The sequence below is a fragment of the Streptomyces pyxinae genome, assembly GCF_024756275.1.
Taxonomy (GTDB): Bacteria; Actinomycetota; Actinomycetes; order Streptomycetales; family Streptomycetaceae; genus Streptomyces; species Streptomyces pyxinae.
The window spans coordinates 149,133-173,517 of the sequence record NZ_JANUGQ010000014.1 but is presented as its reverse complement, the minus strand read 5'-3'; the positions used below and the strand labels follow the sequence as shown (position 1 = coordinate 173,517).

Below are 24,385 nucleotides of genomic sequence, written 5' to 3'. Positions count from 1 at the left end.
TGCCGTCAGGGCCGTCGACACGGCTGTTGTCAGGGCTGCTGTCATGGCAGCGGATAGGGCTTGTTGTTGACGAGCACCACGCCCTGGAGCATGAGCGAGGCGGCCCGGATGCCGACATTGGCGGCGGCGGTGAGCTGGATCGTCCCGACCGAATTGATCACGGTGGCGCCCAGCGCCTTGAAGCTGAGCGCGCCCATCGCGTCGACCGAGACGGCGCCGCCGAGCGATCGGAGGTTGACCACCCCGCGGCCCTGGATGTCCAGGAGCCCGCCGCTCTTGATGCTGATCCGGCGCTTGGCGCTGAGGTTGAGGTCGGTGCCCGCGTCGATCGACACCGAGCGGCCGCCCTTGATGGTGACGGCGCCGGCGCTGTCGACGGTGATCTCGGTCCGGGTGCGGTCCAGGTTGACGACGAGCCTGTCGTTGCCGGTGGAGATCCGGACGCCCTGCTTCCGGCGGCCGGTCCGCTGGCTGAGCAGGTCGACACGGTTGCCCTGCCGGTCCGACAGAGTGTGCCGGACGGCCTGCTTCTTCAGCCCGTCGTGCAGCGGCACGTCACCGACCGGGGTCGGTTTGTCGCGGCCGTTGTAGAGCCCGCCGATCACGAACGGATGGTCCAGCGCGCCGCGGTCGAAGCCGACGAGCACCTCGTCCCCGACGTCCATGGGGAAGACGCCGCCACCGCCCTTGCCGCCCAGCTGCACCGTGCGCGTCCAGTCACTGACGTAGGCGTCGTCCAGCCAGGGGAAGTGGAGTTTGACCCGGCCCTGCCGGAGGGGGTCCTGCACATCGGTGACCAGGGCGTTGGCGACGCCGGGCAGCCGGGAACCCGCGCCCTCCCCGCCGCCGCCCGAGGTCAGACCGTACAGCGAACGCCACTGGCGTCCGCTGACGGTCACCCAGGTCTCGTAGTGCTTGCCGTCGCCGAAGACATGCCGGACCGAGGTGGCGGTGTACTTGCCTTCGAAGGGTTTGCCGACATCGGCCAGCGCCACCGGGACACCGGGCCGCAGCCGGGGATTGCCGCGGGCCACGACCTCCAGTTCGGCGAAGGAGGAGGTGATGTCGGCGGCGAGCGCCTCGGCCGCGTGCCGGACCTCGGGCTCCTTGTCGTACGGCGCGTCGGTCTCCACCAGTTTGGCCGCCTTGAACTTCCCGGCGATCTGACCGGGGCTGGTGCCGATGCCGATACCCGGATCGGTGGTGACGGAGTGGATCTGCTTGATCTTCTTCTTGGTGGTGACGTTCCAGCCGCGCGACTCGACCTTGCCCACCTGGTCGGCGGCGGTGACGGCGGCCCGCAGCCGCAGGATGTCGTGGCCGGCCTGAAGGACGAAGGGGCTCGTCTCGCCGTCCGTTTTGGGCGAGGGGGCGCCGGAGGACGGCTTGGGCGCGACGAACTGGAACCGGCCCTTGGCGTCGAGGGACATCACCCGCTGGTTCTCGTCGGCCAGCCGGGCCAGGAAGTCCCAGTCGGTGACATTGGGCTGACTGAGGAACTCGTAGAGCGTGTCGGTCGGTTGGATCCGGCCGAGGGGTACGCCGTCCCGGGCGGCGAGGGTGCGGGCGATGTCGGCGGCCGTCTGGTTCTGGTACGCGGCGACCCGGCGCTGGCGCATCAGGCGGTGGCCGTAGTCGTAGCCGCGGATCACCGTATAGCTGCCGTTGCCGTCGTAGTCGGCCTCCATGCCGGTGACCTCGCCGGTCAGCAGCGGGTCGCCGGTGCCCTCGCCGTCGGCCACCGGGGTCAGCACCACCTCGGTGCCGAACTGCACCCCGAGCTCGCCCAGGACCAGCCGGTAGGGATCGCGGAAGGTGAGCCGGAACGCGGCGGGCACACCGGCCCCCTGGTCGACCCAGCCGTCCACGAGGAGCGGGGCCATCTCGGGCGACAGCCGCGCGCCGCCGATGGTGACCCGGATGATGCTGGAGAACGCGGTCCTCACCATCAGCGGCGCACCTCCTCGGCGGCGGGCATGACCAGTTCGGTGCCGGAGGGCAGCGCGGCCGGGTCGTCGATGCCGTTGGTCTCCGCGATCGCCCGCCAGGCCGTGGCGTCGCCGTACTCCCGCCAGGCCAGCGACTGCAGAGTGTCGCCCGCGACGACCCGGTGGACGCGCTGCGCGGTGAGCGCGCCCGATGTCGGGTTCTGGCGCTTCGTCAGGGAGGGGATCTCGTGCAGCCGCATCTGGCAGGTGGCGCGGATCGGCACACCGGTGGTGCCGAACAGGGTGTAGGAGGCGTCGACGGAGGAGACGTACGCGACGAACCGCGCCGTGGAGAACGAACCCCACTCGAAGACCACCCACGGCGGTGACGGCTGATCGGCGGCGATGCTCTTGGTGGTCGTCTCGCAGCAGCTCAGCAGCGCCTCCACCTTCTTCAGGACCGTGTTGCCGGTCGGCTCGCCGGAGGAGTCGAGAAAGATCTCGACCGTCATCTCACGGGGCTCGGGACCCATGAACTCCGGCTTGGCGCCGTCCCGTACGGCAGGGGTGGTGGTCACCTGCCACTGGGCGCGGCGGCTGATCGAGAGCTGCGCCGGGTTGAAGTCGAAGCCGAATCGCCGGATGAGCCCGCGGGGTGTGGTGCTGGTGCCGACCGGCGGTTCGAGAATGGCGAGGGTGGCGCGCACCAGGCTCTTGCCGGCGCCCTTGTTGCTCTTGGCCATGGGGTCTTCCTCTGCGGGTCCTTGCTTCCTGGAGGCTGCGCGTTCGTTCCGGGGCCGCCGGGTGCGGCGGGCCCGGCGGCTCCGTCAGTCGGTGAAGCCGTGGTGGGCGATCTCCAGGACTTCCGTGGCGACGGCGGGACTTGCCGGGTCGAGCCGCGGCCCCTGCCAGCTGACGGGCAGCACGTCGATCAGTCCCCAGCGGGCGACCTCCGACCCGTCCGCGCGCAGCGCCGCGATCTGCGCGGTGGGCCGCTTGATCCCGGTCTGTACGGAGGAGATCCACTTGGCGACCTTGGTGGTGTCCGGGGTCAGCGGGCGGGTCAGCCGGATGGTGGAGAAGGTGACACGGGTCGGCAGCGCCCAGACGAAGCCGTTGTTGCCGCCCTCCTGCCGGTGCTCGACCTCCACCTGGGACGACAGGCCCTCGCATCCGTTGAAGAAGCCGAGGCTCTCGCCGTCGATGGTGAGGGTGAACCAGATGGTGGAGCCCGGGTCCTGGCGGGGCATCGGGGGTGCGCCTCTCTGTCGTGTCCGTGGTGCCGGCCGCTCCGTTGCGGGGTGGCCGGCCCGTGGTGGGTCGGGTGGGTCGGTGGTGCGCGGTCAGCGGCGCGGGTCGCGGAGCCGGCCGATCCGTTCGCGGTCCAGGCGGAGTTCGGTGCGGAGGAGCCGGGTGACGCGGCCGATGATCCGGTGCGCCAGTTCGTCGAGCTGGAACTCGGTGAGCTCGCGCGGGTCGAACCCGCCGGGGCGGACCGCCGTGTACGCGGGCGGCGGGGCTGCCTCCGCACGCGGCGCCGGGTCGTCCACCGCGTACGGCGGCGGTGGGACACCCGGGGTGTACGGCGGCGGATCACCGGCCGGTGACCCGCCGGGGCCCGGGAGCGGACTGTAGGCGGGGGGCGGGTCGTCCGGCCGGGGGACCGGCGGGTTCTGCTGGCGTTCCAGGATGCCGGCCAGGGTGGCCGCCGTGGCCGAGGCGAGGGCCCCGGTGGTGCGGTGGCGGTCGCGCGTGGGCAGGCGCTGGACGGCGGTTCCGCCGTCGGCGCCCGCCGGCCGCGGGGACGGCGGTGCCACCGGAGCGCCGGGCGGCGAAGGGAGCGGGGGCGGCGACAGGGGCGCCACGGGGAGCCGGGCCTGTCCGGCGGCGGTGGGCGGGGTGGAGCGGTGCAGGGGTACGGGCGGAGCCGGCGCGGGGCGCGTCGCCGGGGCGCGCTGGACCGTGGCGCGGGAGGCGCCGGAGGTGGTGCTACTGGTGTGGATCGGTGCGGGGGCGGCGGGCGGTACGGGAGCCGGTACCGGCGCGGACGCGGGTGCGGCTGCGGGCGGTACGGGAACCGGTGCCGGTGTGAGCACGGGGGCGGTTGCCGAGGGCACGGTGGTGCCGGGCGGGACGGTGGTGCCGGGCGGGCTGGTCGGGTGGGGTACGGGGACGGCCGGCGGTACGGATGCCGGCGCGCTGCGGGTGGCGGCGGCCCGCTGGACCGGCAGGGAGGCAGGGCCCCCGGTACGGCCGGGGCCGCCGCCCGGTCCCGTGGCCCGCCCGGCGAGGGGCGCGGCCCCGGAGGGCGCGGCGGCGAGGGGCGCGCCGAGCGGCGAACGCCGTACGGCACGGGTATCCGGTGCCGGGACAGAGGCGGCCCGCACCGGGCCGGTGGCGACCGGTGCCGGGGCGGCCGGTACCGGGGCGGCGGCGCGGGGCGTGTGAGCCGGTACCGAGCCGGTGGCGTCGGGCACTCTGGGCGGGCCCAGAGGTACGGGCGGGGCCAGAGGTGCGGCCAGGGCCGGAGGTGCGGGCAGGGTCGGAGGTGCGGGCGGGGCCGGCCGGGGTGCGGGGCTCGACGGGGCGGGGGCCCCGAGCCCCGTGCGGGGTGCCGTGGCGCCGCGCCGGCTCCGCTGTACGGGCGCCGGGTCGGGGGACTGCCGGGAAGAGGCCCGAGCGCTCACCGGCCCGGGGGCGGCCGGGAGCGGCCGCCCACCGGGGACGGCACCGTGGCGGGAGGCGGGGGCGGGGCCGGCCGTGGGCGAGCCCGGCGTGGCGGCCGGCTCTTCCGTGGAGCGCCGCACCGGGGCCGGTGCCGGGCGCGGTGGGACGGCGGAGCCGCCGGCGCCCGGGTTCGGAGCCGTACCGGATACCGGGTTCGGAGCCCTACCCGATACCGGGGGAGCCGGAGTGTCCGGCGCGCGGCGCACCGGTGCCGGTGCGGCTGTCGGTCCGAGACGGGGCGCCTCCGGCCGGGGGGAGGCCGTCGACCGCCGCTGGACGGGCGGGGGCGTGCCGGCGGTGCCGGGCGTGCTGTGCACGTCGGTCCGGCCGGAGGCGGGCACCGGCGCGGAAGCGGGACGGGCGTGGTGGTCCGTGCGGCCGGCCGGCGAGGGGGTGGTGCCCGCCGGCCGGGTGGCGCCCGGGGCTTCCCCGGCACCGGTGGAGCCCGGCGCGGGGCCGTCGCGGACGACGCCTCGCCGGTCCGCCGCGGGCGACGGCGGCGGACCGGATGCCGCGCCGGCCCGGTGGCCGCCATGGCCGGCGGTACCGCCGGGCTCCCGCCGGACGGGGGCGCCGCCACCGCTGTCGCCGCCCGGCCGGGGGTCCCCGGCCGGGCGGTCCGGGTGAGCCGGGCGGTCCTGCCGGGGCACCGCTCGCTGCACCGGCCGGCCGGGCGCGGTGTCCCCGCCCGGCGCGGAGGGATACCCGCCCGGAGGCAGCGCCTGGCGGCCCGGGGTTCCGGTCCGCGCGTCGCCGGCGGGGGCGGTGGCGGGGCCGGTCGTGGGGACGGGCGCGGGCGCGGCGGTGTGCGGGGGCGCCGGCCGGGACGCGGGTGCGGTGGCGGGGCCGGGGGCCGGGGAGGCAGGGGCCGGACCGTGCGGGGGCGCCGCTCGCCGGGCCGGGGCAGTGGTCCCCGGGCCCGGGACGGCGTCGGGCCGGGCCACCGCCCGCTGTACCGGGGCGCCGGCCGGCGGGGTGCTGGTCGGGGTGGCACCGGCCGGCGAGGTGCGGCCGGCGGCGGGTGCCGTCCGGGCACTGGGCAGGCCCGGTCCGGGCGCGGTGGACGCGGGCTTGGTCCCCGGGGCCCCGGGGACGGACACCGGGCCGGTGACCGGGTCGGGTGCGGGGCGGCCGGGTGGGGGTGCTGTCCGTCGTGCCGGGGAGCCGGTCGTGGTACGGCTCCCGGGCGTGGTGGTGGCGCGGGTGGCGGGGGGAGCGGGCTGCCGGGCGGGCGCGGGGGACGCCGGCGCGGTGGACGCGGGCTCGGTCCCCGGGGCCCCGGGGACGGACACCGGGCCGGTGACCGGATCGGGTGCGGGGCGGCCGGGCGGGGGTGTTGTCCGTCGTGCCGGGGAGCCGGTCGTGGTACCGCTCCCGGGCGTGGTGGTGGCGCGGGTGGCGGGGGGAGCGGGCTGCCGGGCGGGCGCGGGGGACGCCGGCGCGGTGGACGCGGGCTCGGTCCCCGGGGACCCGGCGACGGGGGCGGGTCCGGGCGGGGAGGGCGTCCGCCGTGCCGGGCGGGGGGCCGTCGGCGTACCGGCAGGAGCTGACCCGGTCCGGGTGCCGGTGGGGCCCGGCCGCCCGGCGGGTGCGGGCGGTGGGAGCTGGGGCGAACGCACCGCGCGCTGGACCGGGGCGCCGGCGGGCGCGGACGTCCGGTCACCGGAGGGACCGTTGCCGGACCCGGCGCCCGGGGGAGGGGAGCCGGGCGCGTCCCGGTCGCCGCCGTCGGCCCGAGGAGCGGCGCCCGGTGAGTCCGGCGGGACCTCCCCGGACCGGCGGGTGGCGGGCAGTGTCCGCCGCCCGCCGGCCACCGGCGCCGCCGGGGCCCTGGTCAGCGAGGGCGCCGACCGCCGCGGGGCGGGCGACGCGGGCGGTACGGGCGCCACCCGGACGCCCCGCCCGGACCCGGACGGTGCGCCCGCCGGCGTACTCACCGGCGGGCGCACCGGTACGGCGGAGGGCACCGGGCGCGCCCGCGGCCCGGACGCGGCCGAGGCGCGGGACGCGGCGGCCGGACCGGGCGTGCCGGAGGTAACGGGCGTGGCCGGGCCGGGCCCGCCGGGGGACGGGGGCGCGGTCGGCGCGGGCGCCGCCGGTATCGCCCGCAGCGGCACCACCGGCAGTCTCCGTTGCACCGGGTCACCGGCGGACGGGGCCGACGGCAGGGCGCGCGCGGGCCGTTCGAGCCCGGTGACCGGCCCGGCCGGCCGGGCCGGCTCGCCGAGCGCCCCGGAGAGCAGGCCGCCGGACACCGCCGGGTCCAGCACCGCCGGCGACGGCGCCCCGGTGAACGACGGGTTCTGCCAGGTCGGCAGCCGTCCGCCGAACCCGGCGTCCGCGACACCCGGGCGGGTGTCGCCCGCCGCCCGGCGGATCGGCGGCAGCCCCGGCCAGCCGGCGACCGCCGGGGACGCGGGCACACCGGTGCCCGCCGCGCCCGGATCCGTACCCCGGTCCGGTGCGGCGACGACAGCTCCGACCACGCTCCCGGTGACGACCGGAGCACCGCCCGGGCCACCGCCCGGGCCACCGCCCGGGCCACCGCCCGGGCCACCGCCCGGGCCACCGCCCGGAACGCCGTTCGTCCGGGTCTCCTCCCGCCGGCTCCGCAGCCGGTCCCAGAATCCCACCGCTCAGCCCTCCGCCGCGCCGCGCGTCACCAGGGACGCGATCCGTTCCGTGTATCGGCGGCGGTCGGGGTGTTCCAGGTCCAGAATCTCCTCCAGGCTCCAGTGGAAGTGGTAGGCGACGTACGCGATCTCCTCGTGCAGCCGGTCGGTCGCGTACGTCACGATTCCCCCAGGCGGCTCCCGCCGAGTTCCACCTCGAACGGCTCCGAGCAGTGCGGGCACCGGACGGCCGCCCGGGTGTGGCCCTCCGCGTTGATCTGGCGGTAGAAGTCCTGGAGGAACGCCAGGTCGGAGGCGAACATGTTCTCCACGATCCCGTCGTGCACCATCGGCAGCGTGCCCAGCCGGGTGATGACCCGGCCGAGCAGCACCACCGACAGATAGGCCGGGTTCTCCTGGACGCGCACATCGCGCAGCGGTACGAGTTCGTCCCGGGCGGTCGACAGGCGCATCACCCCGTCCCGGTGCACCGTGCCCGTGTCGTCGACATAGCCACGTGGCAGTTCGAAGGGGAACTCGGTGCGCAACTGCTCCCGGTGCACCGTCCCGGCCGGTTCCGGCGCGGGGGGTGCGACGGCGGGAGCCGAACGGGGGAAGTCCGCTCCCGCCGCCGCGATCTGGGGGGCCGTGCTCGGTGCTCCGGCAGCCGTACGGCGCATTACTCGATGACCAGTTCTTCGAACACGATGGTGACGGTCTCGGTCAGCGCGGCGGCCTCGCCGGCCTTCACCGTGCTGGTGTCGATCTTGCTGCACCAGGCGTTGCGCAGGTTGTACCGCTTCACCGGGTTGTCCTCGAAGTCCATCACGATGATCGAGGCGTTCTTCCGGGCCGTGGACATCCGGCCGTTGATGGAGTCGTTGATCCACTGGGTGAACGACGCCGACTGGGTCATGCCGCGCACCACGGTGCACTGCCCGTCCTTCTGCGTACCCGGCAGCAGGGCGACCTCGGACTTGCCGGTGGACCCGTTGTTCTGCTGGTACTTGATGACGTCCTGTTCGAGGGTGAGGCCGCTGACCTCGGCGAGGTACTCGACCATCACGCCGTCGATCTGCAGACCGAAATTGTGTGAGGTGAGGGCGTCACCCGGCTGGAGACTCATCTGTTCGCTGTCCTTCGTGATGCTCTGGATGCATGGGGGATTCGGGGAGCTCCGGGAGTTCCCCGGGAGGCCGGGCCGTGATACGGGCCCGGCGACCTACGGACGTCCCGCTGGGTACGGAGGCGAGGTGCGGCCTACTCCTCCAACTCCCCGCTGCCGCTGGAGAACTGGGCCAGCCGGAAGATCACGAACTCGGCGGGCTTGACCGGCGCGATACCGATCTCGCACACCACCCGGCCGAGGTCGACCGACTCCGCCGGGTTCGTCTCCTCGTCGCACTTCACGTAGTACGCCTCCGCCGGGCTCTGGCCGAAGAGCGCGCCGTTGCGCCACTCGGTGACCAGGAACGCCGAGACATTGCGGCGGATACGCGCCCACAGATTGTGGTCGTTGGGCTCGAACACCACCCACTGGGTGCCGATCAGGATCGACTCCTCCAGGTAGTTGAAGTACCGCCGGATGTTCAGGTAGCGCCAGGCCGGGTCGGAGGAGAGGGTGCGGGCACCCCAGACGCGGATGCCCCGGCCGGGGAAGGCGCGGATGCAGTTGACGCCGATGGGGTTGAGCAGGTCCTGCTCGCCCCGGGTGATCTGGATCTCGAGATCGACGGCGCCGCGCACCACCTCGTTGGCGGGGGCCTTGTGCACACCGCGCTCGGTGTCGTTGCGGGCCCAGATGCCGGCGATGTGGCCGCTCGGCGGGACCAGCCGGGACTGGCCGGTGGCCGGGTCGAAGGACTTGATCCAGGGGTAGTACAGAGCCGCGTACTTGGAGTCGTAACCGGCCGTCTCCTGGCGCCAGACCCGGATCTGGCGGGCGTTCTGCCCGGGCGGCGGGTCGATGATGGCGACCCGGTCGCCCATCAGCTCGCAGTGCGCGATCAGGCCGAGCTGCACGGCCTTGACGGCCTCCAGGTCGATCGCGCCGTGCTGATAGGCGGCCATCAGGTCGGGCACCGCGACCATGGAGATCTCGTCGATGGCCTCCAGGCCGCCGAAGCCGGTCCGGTCGGCGGAGTCGCCCAGGTACTGCGCGGGACCCGGGTGCGTGGGCTCCTCCGGCGCGGTGGCCACGGGGGCGACGGGCGCGGCCGGCACGGGCAGCGCCACCGTCTGGTTCTCCGGCCGGGCCAGCTGCGCGGCCGGCGCGGCCTCGGTCACGGAGATGAGCCGGGAGCTCTCCTTGACCTGGGTGACGACAAACGAGCGGTTGCCCTTCTTGGCGCTCACGTCGAAGGTCTCGACCGGCTTGCCGCCGTCCTTGACGATCAGCCGGAACCGCTCGGCGGGGCCCTCCCCCTCGGGGTCGGCGACCTCGACGCTCAGCGGGCCGCTCGTGCCCGCGGCGGTGGCCGTCACGGCGAAGGTACCGAGCTGCACGGGCTCGGCGGCGGGCAGGGCGGCCGGGGCGTTGGTGCCCCGCACCGCAGCCCGGCCGGTGGCCGGACGGCTGTCCCCGCCGACGCCGCCGGCGGAGCCGCCGACCCGGACCACATAGGCGGCCGAGCCGCCGTTGTTGAAGAAGCCGTAGACGGAGTGCGCGAGGTAGTAGCCGTCGGTGAAGTCGCCGAAGGCCGCGACGTACTGCGTCCAGTTGGTCACCAGTACGGGCTCGTTGAGCGGGCCGGTCGGGGCCAGTCCGACGAAGGCGGCCACCGAGGTGCCCACCCCCTCGATGGGACGCGAGCCACTGGCCACCTCCTCGACGTAGACGCCGGGCGACAGATAGGACGGCATGCTCTGCTCTCCTCGGGGTACGAGACAGGACACCGCCCATCCTCGGGCGCGCGCAGGCGTGCCGGAACGGCCGTGAGGGCCGGCGCGGGGGCAGCCGTCGCGGCTCCGCCCCTGCCCTCGGGGGCAACCTCCGGTGCCCGGACGCGCACCCGGGCCCGCCGGGCGCCGCCGTCGTCGCCCCGGCGGCTGGCCACCGCGCCGTACGACCGGGTGCGCCGGGGCAACCGGGTCTGCCCCAGGGGCTCATGACGGGCGGTGGGACCGCCTCTAGCGTGAGGGCGTGAGCCTTTGGACTTCCCTGGAACCCGTGTCGGCAAGCGTTGATCCCGGTAGCGGTACGCGGGTGCGGCTGCGGGTGCGCAACACCGGTGACGTGGTGGACGAGTACCGGTTCGAGCCGGTCGGCGGACTGAGCCCCTGGACGCGGGTGGAGCCGCAGACGCTCCGGCTGTACCCCGGCACCACGGGGACGGTGGAGCTGACGTTCGCGCCGCCCCGCACCCCGGACGCGACGGCGGGACCGAACCCGTACGCGGTGCGGATCACCCCCACCGAGCACCCGGAGGCGGTGACCGTCGCGGAGGGGAACCTCACCATCACGCCGTTCACCGAGGTGCGCGCGGAGCTGGTGCCGGTGACGGTGAAGGGACGGTTCCGGGGGCGGCCCCGGCTCGCGGTGGACAACCTCGGCAACACCAAGGTCACCGCGTCCCTCGGCGGAAGCGACAACGGGGACCACCTCTCGTACGAGATCCGGCCGGCGAACGTGCAGATCGAGCCGGGCCGGGCCGTGTTCGTGGACACCACGGTCAGGCCGCGGCAGATCATCTGGTTCGGATCGAAGGAGGAGCGGCCCTTCACCCTGGCGCTGCGCCGCTCCGGTGCCGAACCCGCGGAGGTGGAGGGCACCTATGTGCAGCGTGGCTTCCTGCCCCGCTGGCTCGCCACCTTCCTCGGGGCCGTCACCGCCCTGGCCATCACCTTCGTGATGCTCTGGATCGCCTACAAGCCGCAGGTCAGGAGCAGTGCCACGGAACTCGTCGAGCAGGTCGGCAGGACCCTCGCCCCCAGTCCGAGCCCCAGCCTCGCACCACAGGCCCCGGCCGGCCCCACCGCGGAGCCCGAGCCCGAGCCGACGAAGAAGGAAGAGCCCGCGGGCGACGACGGTGGCGGTGGTGGTGCTCCCGCACCGTCCTCCGAGCCCTCCGGGGAGCCGGACGTGGTGCCGGCCATGAACGTCCTGCTGCGCAACACCACCACCCGGATGTGCGCCGAACTCCCCGGGCACGAGAAGGGACAGCTCAACGGGCCCGTCCAGCAGGCCAGCTGCCAGGAGACGGGTGACAACCAGCTCTGGAATCTGGACGTGAGGTATCCGGACAAGGGCCCCGGCGGGAAACCGCTCTTCCAGATCCAGAACACCACCGACGAGCTCTGCATGGACCTGCCGGGCGAGGGCAGCCAGCCCATCCGGACGGCCATCTCCGAGTTCACCTGCGAGGGCACGACCGCCGACAACCAGCTCTGGTGGATCGACAAGCAGGAGAGCGGCGCCTACTGGATCCGCAACTACGCCAGCAACAACAAGTGCCTGGACGTGTCCGGTTACAGCACCGGCGGGGTCGGCGCCCGGCTCACCCTCTTCGACTGCAGCCACACCGACGACCAGGAGTGGGAGCTCGTCCACCCGGCGGAGGGCTGACCGGCCGAACGCCCCCGGCGGGTTCGGCGGACCGGCCGAGCGTCAGGGGCCGGCGGCGGACCGGCCGGCCGGGGGCCGGGTCACCAGCGGCCTTCCCCCGGCACCAGCCGGCCCGCCTTGCGGTACTCGCGGCGGGCGCCCTCCAGCAGATCGTCCGCCGTCACCGGGGTCCCGCGCCCGGCGGCCAGGTAGGCGGCGGTGACCACCGCGCTGCGGATCGACCCGCCGGCCAGCTCGAAGTCCCGTGCCAGGATGTCGAACGCGATCCCCTCCGCGGCCGGGACGTGCGCCAGCCCGTGGCGCCAGAGGGCCAGGCGCTGCCCGGCGTCCGGGAACGGGAAGTCGACCACCAGGTCCAGCCGGCGGGTGAACGCCTCGTCGATGTTGGCGCGGAGGTTGGTGGTGAGCAGCGCGATGCCGTCGAAGGACTCCAGCCGCTGGAGCAGATAGGCGCTCTCCATGTTGGCGTACCGGTCGTGCGAGTCCTTCACCTCGGAGCGCTTGCCGAACACGGCGTCGGCCTCGTCGAAGAGGAGCACGGCATCGGTGCGGTCGGCCTCGGTGAAGATCCGCTCCAGGTTCTTCTCGGTCTCCCCGACGTACTTGTCGACCACCGACGACAGCTGGACCACATAGAGGTCGAGGCCCAGATCGGCGGCGACCACCTCGGCCGAGAGGGTCTTGCCGGTGCCCGACTCGCCCGCGAACAGGCCGAGTACGCCCCGGCCGCGCCCGCCACCCGCGCTGAGCCGCCACTCGCCGAGCACCCGGTCGCGGTGGCGGGCCCGCAGGGCGAGTTCGCGCAACTGGACGAGCGGCCCCGCGGGCAGCACCAGGTCCCGCCAGTCCACGGCCGGCCGGATCCGCCGGGCGTGCCGTTCCAGGCCCGAGGCCGACTGGCGGCGCGCGGCGAGCCGGACATGGCCGGCGGTGACCGGGGTCCCGTCGAACGCGGCGAGGGCCCGGGCGGCCCGCGCGGCCCGCTGGATCCGGTCGCCGCCGAGCCGGTAGGGCGCGACGGTGGTGGCCAGGTCGAAGCTGTCGGCGTCCGCGCCCAGGGCGGCCCGCCAGGCGGTCACCCCGCCGGCCTCGCGGCCCGGGGCGTCGAGGATCAGCGGGACGTCCGGGGACCAGCGCGGGTCGTACGGGCGGGGGTCCGTCAGCAGTACGGTCACGTCCGGGGCCGAGACCAGCGCCCGCACCAGCGGACCGGGCTGCTCGGGCAGGCCCGGCACCACGACGGCCCGCCCGCCCAGGCGCGCCTCGCGCAGCAGCTCGGGCACCCGCCCCTCGGGGTCCGGGCAGCAGAGCGCGCCCATGCCCGCCGCGTCCAGGGCGGCGGCGACAGCCGCCGGGCCGTCCCCCTCCCGGGGTTCGCGCAGATAGGCGGTGACCGGGCCGTCCGCCAGCCGGGCGGCCAGCCGGCCCGTGAACTCCCCGGCGCCCGGCCCGGCCGGCACCGGCTCGGGCAGCGGCCGCAGCCGGCCGAGCAGCGCGGCGTCCGGGGTGTCATCGCCCAGCAGATGGCCGATCAGCCGGTCGGGCACGCGCAACGAGCGGGTCAGGAAGGGGCGTTCGGGCTCCTCCACCTCCAGCAGGCCGAGCGCGCGCAGCGGCGCCGAGACATGGAGCCGGGCGCGGGCCGCCGCCGTGTGCGCGGGCACCCCGCACAGCCCGAGGGCCAGCCCGGCGGTGGCCCGGCGCCGGCTCACATCGTCGTTGAGATAGCCGTAGAGCGGTTCGACGGCGCGGTCCACGTCCGGGGCGAGGGCGATCAGCAGGACGGCGGTGTCCAGTCCGGTCAGCCCGGTCCGCGCGGCCAGCCGCGCCAGCCGGTCCCCGGGGCGGTCCGCACCGCCGTCCGGCGCGAACGGCCCGGGGGCGTATCCGTCCGGTGCGAGCGGCCCGGGGTCGTACCCCTCCGGTGCGAGCGGCCCGGCCTGCCAGGTGTCCAGCAGCCGCTGTACCGCCTCCTCGGACAGATACAGACCGCGCAGCGGGTCGTCCGCCGTGGGGTCGGTGGCGGCGCGCCGCTCGACCAGCGCGGCCACCCGCTCCCGCAGTACGGCGAGGCGGGCGAGCAGGCACCCGGCGGGATCCCCGTCCGGGCCGGGTGGCGGCGCGCCGGGGGAGGCGGTGGCCGGCACCTCGGCGTACCGGGCGTTCATCGCGGATCCGGGCGGGTCGCCGCGGCCTCGCGGGCGGCACGGGCGGCCGCCACCTGGTGCGGCCGGTGGGAGCGCCCGGCGGACTCCGGCGGCTCGCCGTCCAGGCCGCGCACCCGGACCGTCGCCCCCTCGGTGACCGGGGGCCCGGCGTCGTACTCCGGGAAGGCGGGGAAGGGCACCGTCAGCACCAGGTCGAGCGCCGGTTTCAGCTCGCCGCCCAGGGCGGACCAGATCTCGGCGAGGGAGCGGGCCTCCGTCTGGATGCCGGCCACCGTCAGCGGCACCGACAGGCCCAGCGCCCGCAGTGGACCGGGGAGTTCGGCCGGTGGCAGCAGTTCGTGGGGCAGCAGCGTCGCCAGTACGGCGGACAGCAACCGGTGTTCGTCCTGCGGGGTCTTCGTCCAGGCCGTCACCAGGTACGACAGCCGGAACCAGCGCGGTGGCCGGCGGCGGCGCACCACGATGTCCCGCTCGTCGAGCACCGGAAGGTGGCCGCGCTGCCGCCGGCCCACGTCCTCCCGGATGTCGTACAGATAGGAGTTGACGGTGGGGGCGTTGCGCCGGGCCGCCCAGTCACGGGTGGGGGCCTCGAAGGACACGGCGATGCCCGAGTCCTTCAGTGCCCCGCCGGTCAGGAGGTTCCTGAGGACCTCGTCCACCTCGTGGATCACGCTCGCGCTCCCGCTCTGCCCTGCCCGTACCGCCGTTCGGCCGGCCCTTCGCCGGCTCTCGCCGCCCGGGCCTGCCGGGAATTCTTCCCCGGGCGCCGTCCCGTCCGCAGGCGGCGCCGGGGACGGCGGCGGGGCAGAGTGCGGTGCCCGCGCGGCCACGGCGGGCCGCCTTCGGCTGCCCGTTCGATCAGATGTAGCCTTCCCGGAGGGCATGGGCCACGGCATGGGCACGGTTGCGCAGATGGAGCCGTGTGGTGAGCCCGTGCATGACGTTCTTGACGGTCCGTTCGGAGTAGGACAGCTTGCGGGCGATCTCCCCGGTGTCGAGCCCCTCGGCGATCAGGCGCAGGACGTCCACCTCACGCGGGGTGAGACCCAGCGAAGGCACGCCGGGGCGGTCCACCGCGCCCCGGTGCATGCTGCCCACCTGGCTGATCAGTCTGCCGAGCAGGTCTCCGGGCAGGTCGCCTTCGCCGCGCGAGGCGGCCAGCACCGCCTGCACCAGCCGGTGGGCGGTGGCCTCGTGGCGCCAGACGATGGCGCCGACACCGCACTCGACCACGCTCAGCAGTTCGTTCTCGCGGATCGCGCCGACCACCAGGACGGCACGCGCGCCCTCGCTGCGCACGACCCGGCGCAGCCGCGTGAGCGCCGTCTCGTCGAGGGCGTTCTCGATGAGCAGCGCGACCGTGCCGGGCCCGGACTGCTCGCGCAGCTCGATCTCCGGATGCCGGCGTAACTGGCTGATCGCGCCCTCGTGGCTGATCGGATCGGGAGCCGTCACCGCCACCGGGACGCGCCGGCCACCGCCGGCCTCTGAAGCGGACGCGATGCCGGTCCTGGCTGAGTCGAGCAACCGTCTTCCCCTGTCCACGAGCCCGCCGTCCGTTCCCGGGCGACGGTGGATGAGCGTTCTCCACCCTCCAGGACCCGCGGGGCCGCGCGCCATCGTGGAGCACCACGAACCACACCACGAAACCGGGCCGGACAACCGCCGCGCCCGGTTCCCGGGGCGCGCGCCCCGGCCGTCCCGCGGGGCCGCGCATGGACCGGCTGGCCCCGGCGCGGTCCCGCGCGGACGCCCCGCGAACAGGGTCGCCCCAGCCGGCACCGTCGTCCTGGCCGGCACCGTTGTCCTGGCCGGCACTGCCGTCCCCACGGGCACTGTCATTCCCGTCGGTACTGTCGTTCCCGCGAGCACCGTTGTCTGCACGGGTACTGCCGTCCCCGCGAGCACCGTCGTCCCCACGGGCACTACCGTCCCCACGGGCACTACCGTCCCCACGGGCACTGCCGTCCCTGCGGGCACCGCCCGGCGACAGCCGGCGCGCACCACCGGCTCCGCCGGTACCGCCACCGGCCCGGGGCACCGCCACGCCCGCGAGACCTCACCCGACGCCCGGCACCACCCGGGCGCGGGCGGCACCCTGGTGCCCGGCACCACTCCGGTCCCGGGCAGGCCCCCGACGGCGAGCGGCGGCCCGGTCCCGGGCGGCACCCCGACGGCCCCGGGCCCCACCGCCCCCACGGGTCCCGCACGGGCACGTCATTCCTTCCCCACGTGGCCCATCTCACCCCCACCTCCATGGGCGATCCCACGTCTCACACGCGGGAAGCACCGACCAGTTGTCGCAGGAGGCACCGATGACCGAACCGCTCCGCGAACGCGACGACGCCCACGCGCTGGTCGCCGCCGAGATCGAGCGCGCCCGGACCGGCACCGGCGGCTTCGTCCTGCTGCGGGGTGCCACCGGCACCGGCCGCACCGCCGTCCTGGAGACCACCGCCCGGCACGCCGGGGACCGCGGGCTGCGGGTGCTGCGGGCGCGCTGCTCGCCCGAGGACACCGGGGTGCCCTTCGCCACGGTGCTCCATCTGCTGGGCCCGGTACCGGAGTTCGCGGACCTGACGCCCGGCGGCGACGACCGCGGCAGCGCCGCCCGGCTGTGGCGGCTGCTGCGCTCGTACGCGGCGGAGGGCCCGCTGCTGGTGGCGGTGGACGACGTCCACCTGGCCGACGGCCCCTCGCGCCGCTGGCTGCTGGAGGCGGCCCGGCGCCTCGACCGACTGCCGGTGCTGCTGGTGGCCACCGAGCGCAGCCAGTACGACATCGAGCCGGGGCCCGCCGGGCTCGCGCAGCCGCTGTCGCCCTCCCTGGTGCGCACCCACACCCTCGCCCCGCTCAGCGACACGGCGGCGGCCGGGTTGGTCCGGACCGCCTTCCCCGCGGCCGGGCCGCGCTGGACGGCGGAGTGCGTCCGTGCGAGCGCGGGCAGCCCGCTCCTGCTGGGCGCCCTCCTCGACGACCTGGGCGGCACCCCGGGAGCCGGCGGCTTCGCGCCGGGCGCCGTGCCGCCGCTGCCCGCCACCTGCGCCGCCCTGTATCCCGGCTCCTATCCGGCGGCCGTCTCCTGGTGGCTGCACAGCGCCGGGCCCGCCACGACCGAGGTGGCCCGGTGCCTGGCGGCCCTGGAGGAGACCTGGGCCCCGGGCCCGGCCGGCGACCCGGTGGACCTCCTGGCCGCGGCGGCCGGCGCCGACCCCGCCCGGATCTCCGGCTGGCTCGCCGCGATGGTCCGGCTCGGCCTGCTGCGCCCCGACTCCGCCGGCCGACTCCGCTACGCCCACCCCCTGTTGCGTGACGCCGTGCTCACCGGTTGGCCCGAGGCACGCCGGCGGGCGGCGCACCGGGCGGCGGCGGAGGCGATGCTGCGCCGGGGCGACCGGGCGGAGGCGGTCGCCCGGCAGCTGCTGCGGACGCCGGCCGTCGGCCTGCCCTGGGCGCTGCGCGCCCTGCGGGACGCGGCGACGGACGCCGTCCACGCCGACCGGCCCGGGGACGCCGCCGGCTATCTGCGCCGGGCGCTGGACGAGCCGCTCCCCGGCGACCTGCGACAGGGACTGCTGACCGAACTGGGGTCCCTGGAGTACGCGTCGGCCGACGCCCCGGCGGCCATCGCCCGGCTGGCCGAGGCGCAGCATCTGTCGGCCGACCCGGGCCACCGGGTGCGTACCGCCGTCGCCCTCGGCACCGCCCTGGCCGGCCTGGGAGAGATCCGTACCGCCATGGAGGTGCTGCGCCGCACGGAGGGCGGGGTGTCCGGCCACCCCGGCCTGGCCCGCACCGTACGCACCGCCACCCTGCTGCTGTCCGACCAGGACCTGGCGACCCGGCAGCAGGTCTACCGGGCGCTGCGCGAGGCCGGGGCGCGCTCCCCGGAGCTGGTGGGCACCGCAGGACAGGCCCTGCTGGTGCGGTACGCGGCCACCGCCGGGCTGATCTCCGCCCGGGAGGCGATGACCCGGGTACGGGACCTGCTCGCCCGGCCCACCGACCCGCTGGCCGAGCCGTTTCTGCTGGGCACGGCCGCCGCGGTCGCCCAGTGGGCCGACGAACTCGACGAGGCGGACCGGCTCGTGGAACGCGGCCTGGCCGGGCAGCACCCCGCGCTGCTCCACCCCATGCACGACGCGCTCCTCAACACCCGGGCCGACATCGCCGGGGCCCGTGGGGCGTACGACCGGCTGCTCGCTCCCGGCCCGGGAGCCGGCGACCCGGCGGACTCCCGCACCGGGCCGTCCAACCGGGACGCCCACACCCTGCTGGCGCTCGTCCGCACCGGCCGCGCCGACGAGGCGCTGCGGTTCGCCGCCGGATTCGACCTGGGCGCGGCACCGGAGAACTGGGAGCTGAACCGCTTTCTCTACGCGCGTGGCGTGCTGCGGTCCGCCACCGGTGATCCGGCGGGCGCGCTGCACGACTTCCTGGAGTGCGGGCGGCGCCAGACCGCCCGCGAGGTGGTCAGCCCCGTCGTCACCCCTTGGCGCACGGCGGTGGCGGAGTGCCGGCTGGCCCTGGGCGGCGGGCGGGAGGCGCTGGACCTGGCGGCGGAGGAGCTGCGGCTGGCCAGGGTCTGGAACACCCCGCGCACGGTGGGCCGCGCCCTGCGGGTGCTCGGCACCGCGACCGGTGGGCGGCGCGGCCTGGAACTGGCCGAGGAGGCCGTAAGGACCCTGCGGAACGGGCCCGACGGCACCGACCGGGAGCTGATCCAGGCGCTGCTGGCACAGGGCCGCCAGCTCATCACCGCCGGGGAACGCGCCCGTGCCCGCGAGTCGCTGCGCGAGGCGGCCGCACTGGCCGAACTCCGGGGCGACCTCCGGTCGTTCGAGCTGGCCGGGGCGGCCCTGCGCGAGGGCGGAGCCCGGAACCCGGTGGCGGTACGCACCGGTTCGGGCTCACTGACCGGCAGCGAGCGCCGGATCGCCGAACTGGCCGCCGACGGCCGGACGAACACCGAGATAGCCGATCTGCTGCATCTGGCCCGGCGCACTGTGGAGACCCACCTGACCAGCACCTACCGGAAGTTGCGGATCAGCCGCCGGACGGAGCTGCCGGGCGCCCTGCGGCGGGACCGGCCCCGGGAGGCGGGCTGCGGCGCCCGGGGCGAGGCGGGGTGAGCGCCACCTTCCGCGCGGGGCGGCCGCCGGCGGCGCTCGGCGCCACACCGGCCGAGCGCGCCGGGCCGTGCCGGTCGGTGACGGCGGGTGACGGCCGTCGGCCTCGCCGCCGGTGAACTCGTCCGTCCGTACGGTCGTTCACCGGGGCGGCCCGGCCGTTCGCGCGACGGCCCGTCGTCCACGGGGCACCCCGGTCGTTCACGGGGCGAGCGGCGCCCCCCAGCCGGGCAGCCCGTCCAGAAAGCCACGGACCGGGGGCGCCATCGTCCGGGCGAGGTCGCCCGGGGTGCGCAGCTCCCGGGAGACGGCGACCGGGGCGAGCCGCCCGTGCGGCAGTGTCTCCGCGACCCGCTCGGCCAGCGCGGTGGGATGCCGGACGTCCGTGCCGGGGACGACGAGCACCGGGGGCACCACCTCCCGCAGCTCCGCCACCCCGCCGAAGGCCCGGTCGCGGCCGATGGCAGCGGCGGCGGCGACACTGGCGGGGTCCGACCGGGGGATGGCGTCCCGTACGGTCGCGCCGACGACCGGCGGGAACAGGTCCAGCAGTGGCGCCCAGGCCGCCTCCAGGCCCTGGCCGAGGGCTCGTTCGGCGAAGGCGTCGAGCAGGGCCGTCTCGGCCTCCTTGCCGTCGTCGTCCTCGATGTCCTCCACCCCGATCAGCACGGCCGCCGCCACCCGCTCCGGGTGATGGAGCGCCGCGCGCAGGGAGATGGTCGAGCCCAGCCCGGTGCCGCCGGCCACCGCCCGGTCCGCGCCCAAGTGGTCGAGCAGGGCCAGCAGATCGCCGGTGTACCGGAGCCAGGTGTGCCGGGCCGGGTCGGCGCAGCGGGAGCGCCCGTACCCGCGGATGTCCGGCAGGGCCACCGTGTACCGGTCGGCCAGCGCCTCGCCGAGCGGCAGCAGACTGTGGTGATCGGGGCCGCCGCCGTGCAGCAGGACGACCAGGGGTCCGCCGGTGCCGAGCAGCGCCCCGGAGAGCGGGGTGCCGTCGGCGGCCTCGAAGGTCAGTCGGTTCATGGCGGTCAAGTGTGCCCGGGAGCACGGTCGGAGTCATCCCCGGTCCGCCGCACGGCGGTCGACCCGGCGGCCGGGCGCCGGAGCCGGCGGTCCGGCGCCGTCACGGCAGCCGCGGGGTCAGTCGTACGGCCTCGGCCCAGCCGCCGTCGTGATGGACCAGCGCCGGCTGGCCGGCCCGGGCGTCGCCGTCGCCCACCTCGCCCACGACCAGCCAGTGGTCGCCCAGCCGCTGCCGGACCCGGACGGCGGCCACCAGCCAGGCCGGCACACTCGTCAGCAGGGGTGCCCCGGAGCCGGGACCGGTGAAGCGGTCGGCGCCGCGCCGGGCGAACAGGGCGGCGAGCCCGGCCTGTTCGGCACCGAGCACATGGACGGCGAAGTGATCGGCTCATCGGGGTGCTGGAGCCGCTCCAGTTCCGCACCATGCTGGCCTTCGTCTCCATCATGATGACCGCCGAGCCCGCCGGCTGGGAGTCGCACCGGATCCTGCGCGACGCCGTGGCCCGCCGCGACGGCGCCGCCGCCTCGGCGGAGATGTCCCGCCACCTCGCGGAGGTGGTGGAAGCCCCGCGGCTGCCGGGCAATGTGGTCTCCTCGACCGCCGGCCGCCCCGCCCGCCGCCCGGTCAGCCGCGGACTCGCCTCCCTCCGCCTGGACGCGAACCCCTGACAACCGGCGGCCCGCCGGCCCGCCGGCTCCCCCCCCGGGGGCCTCCGGGCCGGTGTCCGGCGCGGTGCGCCCGGGCCCGAGCACGGCGGTACCGCTCCGGGCACGGCGGTACGGCCCCGGGCACGGCGGTACCGCTCCGGGCACGGCGGTACGGCCCCGGGCCGGTCACCCGGCGCCGTATCGGAGCCGTACCGGTACAGGCCGGGCCTGCGGTGGTACGCGCCTGACGGCGGTGGACCGCGCCCGTCGGGCGGTCTCCGGTCCCGCCGGGCGGGCAGGGACCGTCCTGGCCTCAGGGACCTTCGTGGCCCCCGCGTGCCCGGCGGCGTTCCAGGTGGATGCCGGTGAACACCGCCACCTTGGCGCGCAGCACCCAGGGATCGACGGGCTTGCCGATGTAGTCGACCGCGCCCGCCGCGTAGCCCCGCGCGGAGTGCTCCGGGTCGGTGCCCATCGCGGTGAGAAAGATGATCGGCACATCACGGGTCCGGCTGCGGCGCTTGATGTGCGCCGCCGTCTCGTAGCCGTCCATGTCCGGCATCTGGACGTCCATGATGATCACGGCGAAGTCGTCCCGGTCCAGCAGGGCCTTCAGCGCCTCCCGCCCCGAGGAGACCGCCACCAGCTCCTGGTCGAGCCCGGCCAGCACCGCCGTCATCGCCAGCAGATTGTCGGCCTGGTCGTCCACGAGCAGGATCCTCGGCAGCCCGGGCGACGCCTCGGGCACGGCGGCCGGTGAGAGCACCCCGCCCTGCCGTACCTCCTCGATCGCCTCCAGCTGGCGTTCCAGCAGCGTGCAGCGGTCCTCCGCCTCGTCCCGCTGCTTCTGCGCCGCCAGCAGGTCCGCCGAGAGCCGGGCCACCTCGCCCTGGAGGGTGTCCCGCTCCCGCAGCAGTTCCGAGATGTCCGGCCGGGCGGCCGCCAGCAGATCGGCCCGCTCCCGCTCGGCGCTCCACTCCGCCTCCAGCTGGCTGAGCCGCACCTCCAGATCGGCGATCCGGTGCTTGCGGTCGAGCAGCGCGTCCTCCAGCACATCGCCCCGGACCGTCGAGCGCCGGGACACCCGGTCCGCGTCCGCGAGCTGGCGCTCCAGCACCTCCACCGCGTGCCGGGACGAGCCGCCGGTGGAGACGGCGGCGCGGTGCAGCGCCCGTACCAGTTCGATCGCGTCGGGGGTAGCCGCGGTCCCGCGGTGTTCCGCGAGGTCGGTGAAGAGATCCGTCACCACCTCCCACGGCGGCACCCTGGTTCCGCCGAGATACCGGGAGAAGGTGCCGGGATCGCGGCTGCGGCGCGCCGCGTACCGGCGCACCGACACCCCCAGGCCGGCGAAGAGTTCACGCAGCGCCTGCGCCAGGGCGCGGCACTCGGGCGGGAGGCCGTCGCCCAGCGGCCGCAGCTCACCCACGCCGCCGCCCGCCCCTGCCGCCGCCCCGGCCCGGGGCACGGGGATCGTCCGCGATCAGCCGGTCGAAGAACGGCACCGCGAGTCCGGCCGCCGCCAGTCCGCACAGAGTGCCCCGGGCCGCGCCCTCGCCGGCCAGCGCGGTGAGCACGCCCGCGCCCACCCCGGCCAGAGCGGCGAGTAAGAGCACCAGCGCGGCGCGCAACGACAGCAGTGAACGGTCCATCACATCCCCTTCGCGGCCCGGCGGACTCGCTCCGGCCGGGACAGGCGGACCCGCCCGGCGAACGCCGGTGAGTGAGGGACAGCATGGAGCCGGAGCGGGGCGTTGCGCCGGGAGAACGGCCGATCGGCAACACCCGGGACCGTTGCCGGGCGCGCCGCACCGGGCGGTGGGAACCGTTCGCGCAGGCCGGGGCGGTCGGCGGGGGAGGGGAGCGGGGTGCCGATGCGGCAACACCCGGGACCGGCCACGAGGGCGGTCCCGGGTGCGGGAGGGGCGGTGGGGGCGGTGGTGTCAGGGGCGGTAGCGAATGGGATGGTCCTCCGGGACCTCCACGACGGCGATGGGCACGCCGTCCGGGTCCGCGATCCACATCTCGATCAGGCCCCAGGGCTCCTTCACCGGCGGCCGCACCACCTCGACCCCCCGGGCGGCCAGCTCCTCATGGGCGGCGGCCGCGTCGGGCACCTGGAGCCAGAGACGGACGGTCGGCGGGGGCGGGGAGTCCGAGCGGCCCGAGAGCTCCAGATAGCCGCCGCCCAGGAAGTACACGGTGCCCCGCTCGGGGCCGGTGCCGAACTCCCGGTAGACACCGAGCCCGAGGGCTTCGCCGTAGAAGGCGCGCGAGCGCTCCGGATCCGTGGGGCGCAACAGGATCCGGCTGCTGAGAACGTTCACCATGCCCGCCACCGTAGACGATGGACGGACCGGGCGGGGGTGCGGCCGGGACGCTTCCCGGCCGCACCCCGGGATGCCGAGGGGTCGGCGGTCCGGAATTAGTACGGACCGTTGACGTTGTCGATGGAGCCGTACCGGTCGGCCGCGTAGTTGCAGGCGGCGACGATGTTGGCGACCGGGTCGTAGCTGTCCAGCGAGGTGCCGGCGACGTGGTACGCCTGGAAGGTCGGGTCGATCACCTGGAGCAGGCCCTTGGACGGGGTGCCGGCCACGGCGTTGGAGTCCCAGTTGTTGATCGCCAGCGGGTTGCCGGAGGACTCCCGCATCACATTGCGGTGGATGCCGTCGTAGCTGCCCGGGATGCCGTTCTTGGCCATGATGTCCAGCGCCTCCTTGATCCAGCCGTCGAGGTCGTTGGTGTACGTCTTCGGAGCGGCGGCGGGGGCGACGGCCGGGAGGGCTCCGGCCGCGGCGCCCTGGGCCACGGCGGGAGTGGCGGTGGTGCGCGCGGAGCGGTCGGCCCGCTCGGCCGCCGGGGCCTTGGCGCCGACGGTCAGCTTCAGGCCCGGCCGGATCAGGCCGGGGTCGGCGCCGACGACCTGCTTGTTGTCCTCGTACAGCTTCTTCCAGCCGCCGCTCACCGCGTGCTCGGTGGCGATCTTCGACAGGGTGTCGCCGGCGACCACGGAGTAGGTGACGGGGGCGGCGGCCCGCACGACGGCGGGCGCCTGCTGCGGCGCGGCGGTGGCCGTGGCGGCACCGATCAGCGGCAGAACGAGGGCGACACCGCCCGTACCGGCGACGAGTGCCCGGCGGACGAGCGGACGGGCGTGGGAACGGCTGTGCTTACCCTGAGCGCGCATGGCGAAATTCCTCTCCGGCGCCTGCGAGGTGAGCTGTCGGGTTCGGACGGGAGATGTCCGGCCGCGCCGTGGCGCGACTTCACCCCGAGCCGTTCCGTGTTCCGGACCGGCGGCCTACCTGGTTCCCCCGCTCCTGCCGCGAAAGTGAGTGGGTGCGGATACCGGGAGGCGGCAGGATTCGGCGTTCCACCCGGAGTGAGGGTGACCGTAGGCGAGCCGAACCGTACGGAACAAGTCCCGAATTGCGGATGTGCCCCCTTTTGGGAGATCAATTCGGGGAATTCCGCAACATCGTTTACCGCCGGTGGCCGTCAACTTTCCTTGCGCGACAACGGAACCGGCCGGTTCCCCGTTTCGGCCGGGGCCGGGCGGCCGAGTGATGGACATCACCGGGGT

General features: G+C 75.8%; 20 protein-coding genes and 1 riboswitch. Of the genes, 3 read left to right on the top strand and 17 right to left on the bottom strand.

The annotated features are described in order from the left end of the window. Positions 1-41 precede the first annotated feature (41 nt). The 8 genes from NX801_RS18030 to NX801_RS17990 all read right to left on the bottom strand — a co-directional run bounded on the left by NX801_RS18030 (position 42) and on the right by NX801_RS17990 (position 10,129). Complete coding sequence (locus tag NX801_RS18030) at positions 42-1,949, bottom strand: VgrG-related protein (protein WP_258788777.1); 1,908 nt, start codon at positions 1,947-1,949, stop codon at positions 42-44. After that, complete coding sequence (locus NX801_RS18025) at positions 1,949-2,671, bottom strand: CIS tube protein (protein ID WP_258788776.1); 723 nt, start codon at positions 2,669-2,671, stop codon at positions 1,949-1,951. Before NX801_RS18025 ends, NX801_RS18030 begins: the two co-directional genes overlap by 1 nt. Before the next feature lie 84 nt (positions 2,672-2,755). After that, positions 2,756-3,178 (bottom strand): phage tail protein, encoded by a 423-nt coding sequence (locus NX801_RS18020; protein ID WP_258788775.1) that lies wholly within the window; start codon positions 3,176-3,178, stop codon positions 2,756-2,758. 93 nt (positions 3,179-3,271) lie between these two features. After that, on the bottom strand, positions 3,272-3,745 hold the full coding sequence (locus NX801_RS18015; protein WP_258788774.1) for an extensin: 474 nt from the start codon (positions 3,743-3,745) through the stop codon (positions 3,272-3,274). Between the two features lie 3,546 nt (positions 3,746-7,291). Then, the gene (locus tag NX801_RS18005) at positions 7,292-7,450 is read right to left on the bottom strand and encodes a DUF6760 family protein (protein WP_258788773.1); all 159 of its coding nucleotides are present in this window, start codon (positions 7,448-7,450) and stop codon (positions 7,292-7,294) included. Then, positions 7,447-7,947 (bottom strand): hypothetical protein, encoded by a 501-nt coding sequence (locus NX801_RS18000; RefSeq protein WP_258788772.1) that lies wholly within the window; start codon positions 7,945-7,947, stop codon positions 7,447-7,449. The genes NX801_RS18005 and NX801_RS18000 overlap by 4 nt, the downstream gene beginning before the upstream one ends. Next, positions 7,947-8,393, bottom strand: a complete 447-nt coding sequence (locus tag NX801_RS17995; RefSeq protein WP_258788771.1) for a phage tail protein — start codon at positions 8,391-8,393, stop codon at positions 7,947-7,949. Before NX801_RS17995 ends, NX801_RS18000 begins: the two co-directional genes overlap by 1 nt. Before the next feature lie 134 nt (positions 8,394-8,527). Further along, a complete protein-coding gene (locus NX801_RS17990) occupies positions 8,528-10,129 on the bottom strand; it encodes a phage tail sheath family protein (protein ID WP_258788770.1) in 1,602 nt (533 codons plus the stop codon). A 307-nt stretch (positions 10,130-10,436) separates the two neighbouring features. On the opposite strand from NX801_RS17990, the gene NX801_RS17985 reads away from it, so the two are divergent. After that, entirely contained in the window at positions 10,437-11,831 is a 1,395-nt protein-coding gene (locus NX801_RS17985; RefSeq protein ID WP_258788769.1) for an RICIN domain-containing protein, read from the top strand. 80 nt (positions 11,832-11,911) lie between these two features. Here NX801_RS17985 and NX801_RS17980 read toward each other — a convergent pair whose 3' ends face one another. From NX801_RS17980 to NX801_RS17970, 3 genes are all read right to left on the bottom strand, one after another. Then, positions 11,912-13,999: an ATP-binding protein gene (locus NX801_RS17980; protein ID WP_258788768.1), complete on the bottom strand. Its 2,088-nt coding sequence runs from the start codon at positions 13,997-13,999 to the stop codon at positions 11,912-11,914. Beyond that, a complete protein-coding gene (locus NX801_RS17975) occupies positions 13,996-14,670 on the bottom strand; it encodes a Pvc16 family protein (protein ID WP_258788767.1) in 675 nt (224 codons plus the stop codon). The genes NX801_RS17980 and NX801_RS17975 overlap by 4 nt, the downstream gene beginning before the upstream one ends. Positions 14,671-14,857: 187 nt before the next feature. Further along, positions 14,858-15,526: a helix-turn-helix transcriptional regulator gene (locus NX801_RS17970; protein WP_258788766.1), complete on the bottom strand. Its 669-nt coding sequence runs from the start codon at positions 15,524-15,526 to the stop codon at positions 14,858-14,860. Between the two features lie 788 nt (positions 15,527-16,314). Here NX801_RS17970 and NX801_RS17965 point away from each other — a divergent pair. Beyond that, positions 16,315-19,131 carry an AAA family ATPase gene (locus tag NX801_RS17965; RefSeq protein ID WP_258788765.1) on the top strand — a complete coding sequence of 939 codons (2,817 nt, stop codon included), beginning with the start codon at positions 16,315-16,317 and terminating at the stop codon, positions 19,129-19,131. A gap of 198 nt (positions 19,132-19,329) precedes the next feature. Here NX801_RS17965 and NX801_RS17960 read toward each other — a convergent pair whose 3' ends face one another. After that, the gene (locus NX801_RS17960) at positions 19,330-20,151 is read right to left on the bottom strand and encodes an alpha/beta fold hydrolase (RefSeq protein ID WP_258788764.1); all 822 of its coding nucleotides are present in this window, start codon (positions 20,149-20,151) and stop codon (positions 19,330-19,332) included. Between the two features lie 100 nt (positions 20,152-20,251). After that, entirely contained in the window at positions 20,252-20,518 is a 267-nt protein-coding gene (locus tag NX801_RS17955) for a flavin reductase family protein (protein WP_428986174.1), read from the bottom strand. Positions 20,519-20,547: 29 nt separating this feature from the next. Between NX801_RS17955 and NX801_RS17950 the strand changes: the two genes are divergently transcribed. After that, a complete protein-coding gene (locus tag NX801_RS17950; protein WP_258788763.1) occupies positions 20,548-20,820 on the top strand; it encodes a hypothetical protein in 273 nt (90 codons plus the stop codon). A 292-nt stretch (positions 20,821-21,112) separates the two neighbouring features. On the opposite strand, the gene NX801_RS17945 is transcribed toward NX801_RS17950, so the two are convergent. The 4 genes from NX801_RS17945 to NX801_RS17930 all read right to left on the bottom strand — a co-directional run bounded on the left by NX801_RS17945 (position 21,113) and on the right by NX801_RS17930 (position 23,989). Next, positions 21,113-22,228 carry a response regulator gene (locus tag NX801_RS17945; RefSeq protein WP_258788762.1) on the bottom strand — a complete coding sequence of 372 codons (1,116 nt, stop codon included), beginning with the start codon at positions 22,226-22,228 and terminating at the stop codon, positions 21,113-21,115. Further along, positions 22,221-22,451, bottom strand: coding sequence for a hypothetical protein (locus NX801_RS17940; RefSeq protein ID WP_258788761.1), 231 nt, complete (start codon positions 22,449-22,451; stop codon positions 22,221-22,223). Before NX801_RS17940 ends, NX801_RS17945 begins: the two co-directional genes overlap by 8 nt. A gap of 291 nt (positions 22,452-22,742) precedes the next feature. Further along, positions 22,743-23,129 (bottom strand): VOC family protein, encoded by a 387-nt coding sequence (locus NX801_RS17935; RefSeq protein ID WP_258788760.1) that lies wholly within the window; start codon positions 23,127-23,129, stop codon positions 22,743-22,745. Between the two features lie 95 nt (positions 23,130-23,224). Continuing rightward, entirely contained in the window at positions 23,225-23,989 is a 765-nt protein-coding gene (locus NX801_RS17930) for a transglycosylase SLT domain-containing protein (protein ID WP_258788759.1), read from the bottom strand. Between the two features lie 3 nt (positions 23,990-23,992). Beyond that, positions 23,993-24,150, bottom strand: a riboswitch (cyclic di-AMP (ydaO/yuaA leader). Positions 24,151-24,385: the final 235 nt, after the last annotated feature.

What these genes read in the sequence shown, in the direction of transcription:
- NX801_RS17990 (WP_258788770.1), bottom strand. Translation starts at nt 10,129, where the DNA reads ATGCCGTCCTATCTGTCGCCCGGCGTCTACGTCGAGGAGGTGGCCAGT.
- NX801_RS18000 (WP_258788772.1), bottom strand. Translation starts at nt 7,947, where the DNA reads ATGCGCCGTACGGCTGCCGGAGCACCGAGCACGGCCCCCCAGATCGCG.
- NX801_RS17995 (WP_258788771.1), bottom strand. Translation starts at nt 8,393, where the DNA reads ATGAGTCTCCAGCCGGGTGACGCCCTCACCTCACACAATTTCGGTCTG.
- NX801_RS17960 (WP_258788764.1), bottom strand. Translation starts at nt 20,151, where the DNA reads ATGAACCGACTGACCTTCGAGGCCGCCGACGGCACCCCGCTCTCCGGG.
- NX801_RS17935 (WP_258788760.1), bottom strand. Translation starts at nt 23,129, where the DNA reads ATGGTGAACGTTCTCAGCAGCCGGATCCTGTTGCGCCCCACGGATCCG.
- NX801_RS18030 (WP_258788777.1), bottom strand. Translation starts at nt 1,949, where the DNA reads ATGGTGAGGACCGCGTTCTCCAGCATCATCCGGGTCACCATCGGCGGC.
- NX801_RS17965 (WP_258788765.1), top strand. Translation starts at nt 16,315, where the DNA reads ATGACCGAACCGCTCCGCGAACGCGACGACGCCCACGCGCTGGTCGCC.
- NX801_RS18020 (WP_258788775.1), bottom strand. Translation starts at nt 3,178, where the DNA reads ATGCCCCGCCAGGACCCGGGCTCCACCATCTGGTTCACCCTCACCATC.
- NX801_RS18025 (WP_258788776.1), bottom strand. Translation starts at nt 2,671, where the DNA reads ATGGCCAAGAGCAACAAGGGCGCCGGCAAGAGCCTGGTGCGCGCCACC.
- NX801_RS17940 (WP_258788761.1), bottom strand. Translation starts at nt 22,451, where the DNA reads ATGGACCGTTCACTGCTGTCGTTGCGCGCCGCGCTGGTGCTCTTACTC.
- NX801_RS17930 (WP_258788759.1), bottom strand. Translation starts at nt 23,989, where the DNA reads ATGCGCGCTCAGGGTAAGCACAGCCGTTCCCACGCCCGTCCGCTCGTC.
- NX801_RS17980 (WP_258788768.1), bottom strand. Translation starts at nt 13,999, where the DNA reads ATGAACGCCCGGTACGCCGAGGTGCCGGCCACCGCCTCCCCCGGCGCG.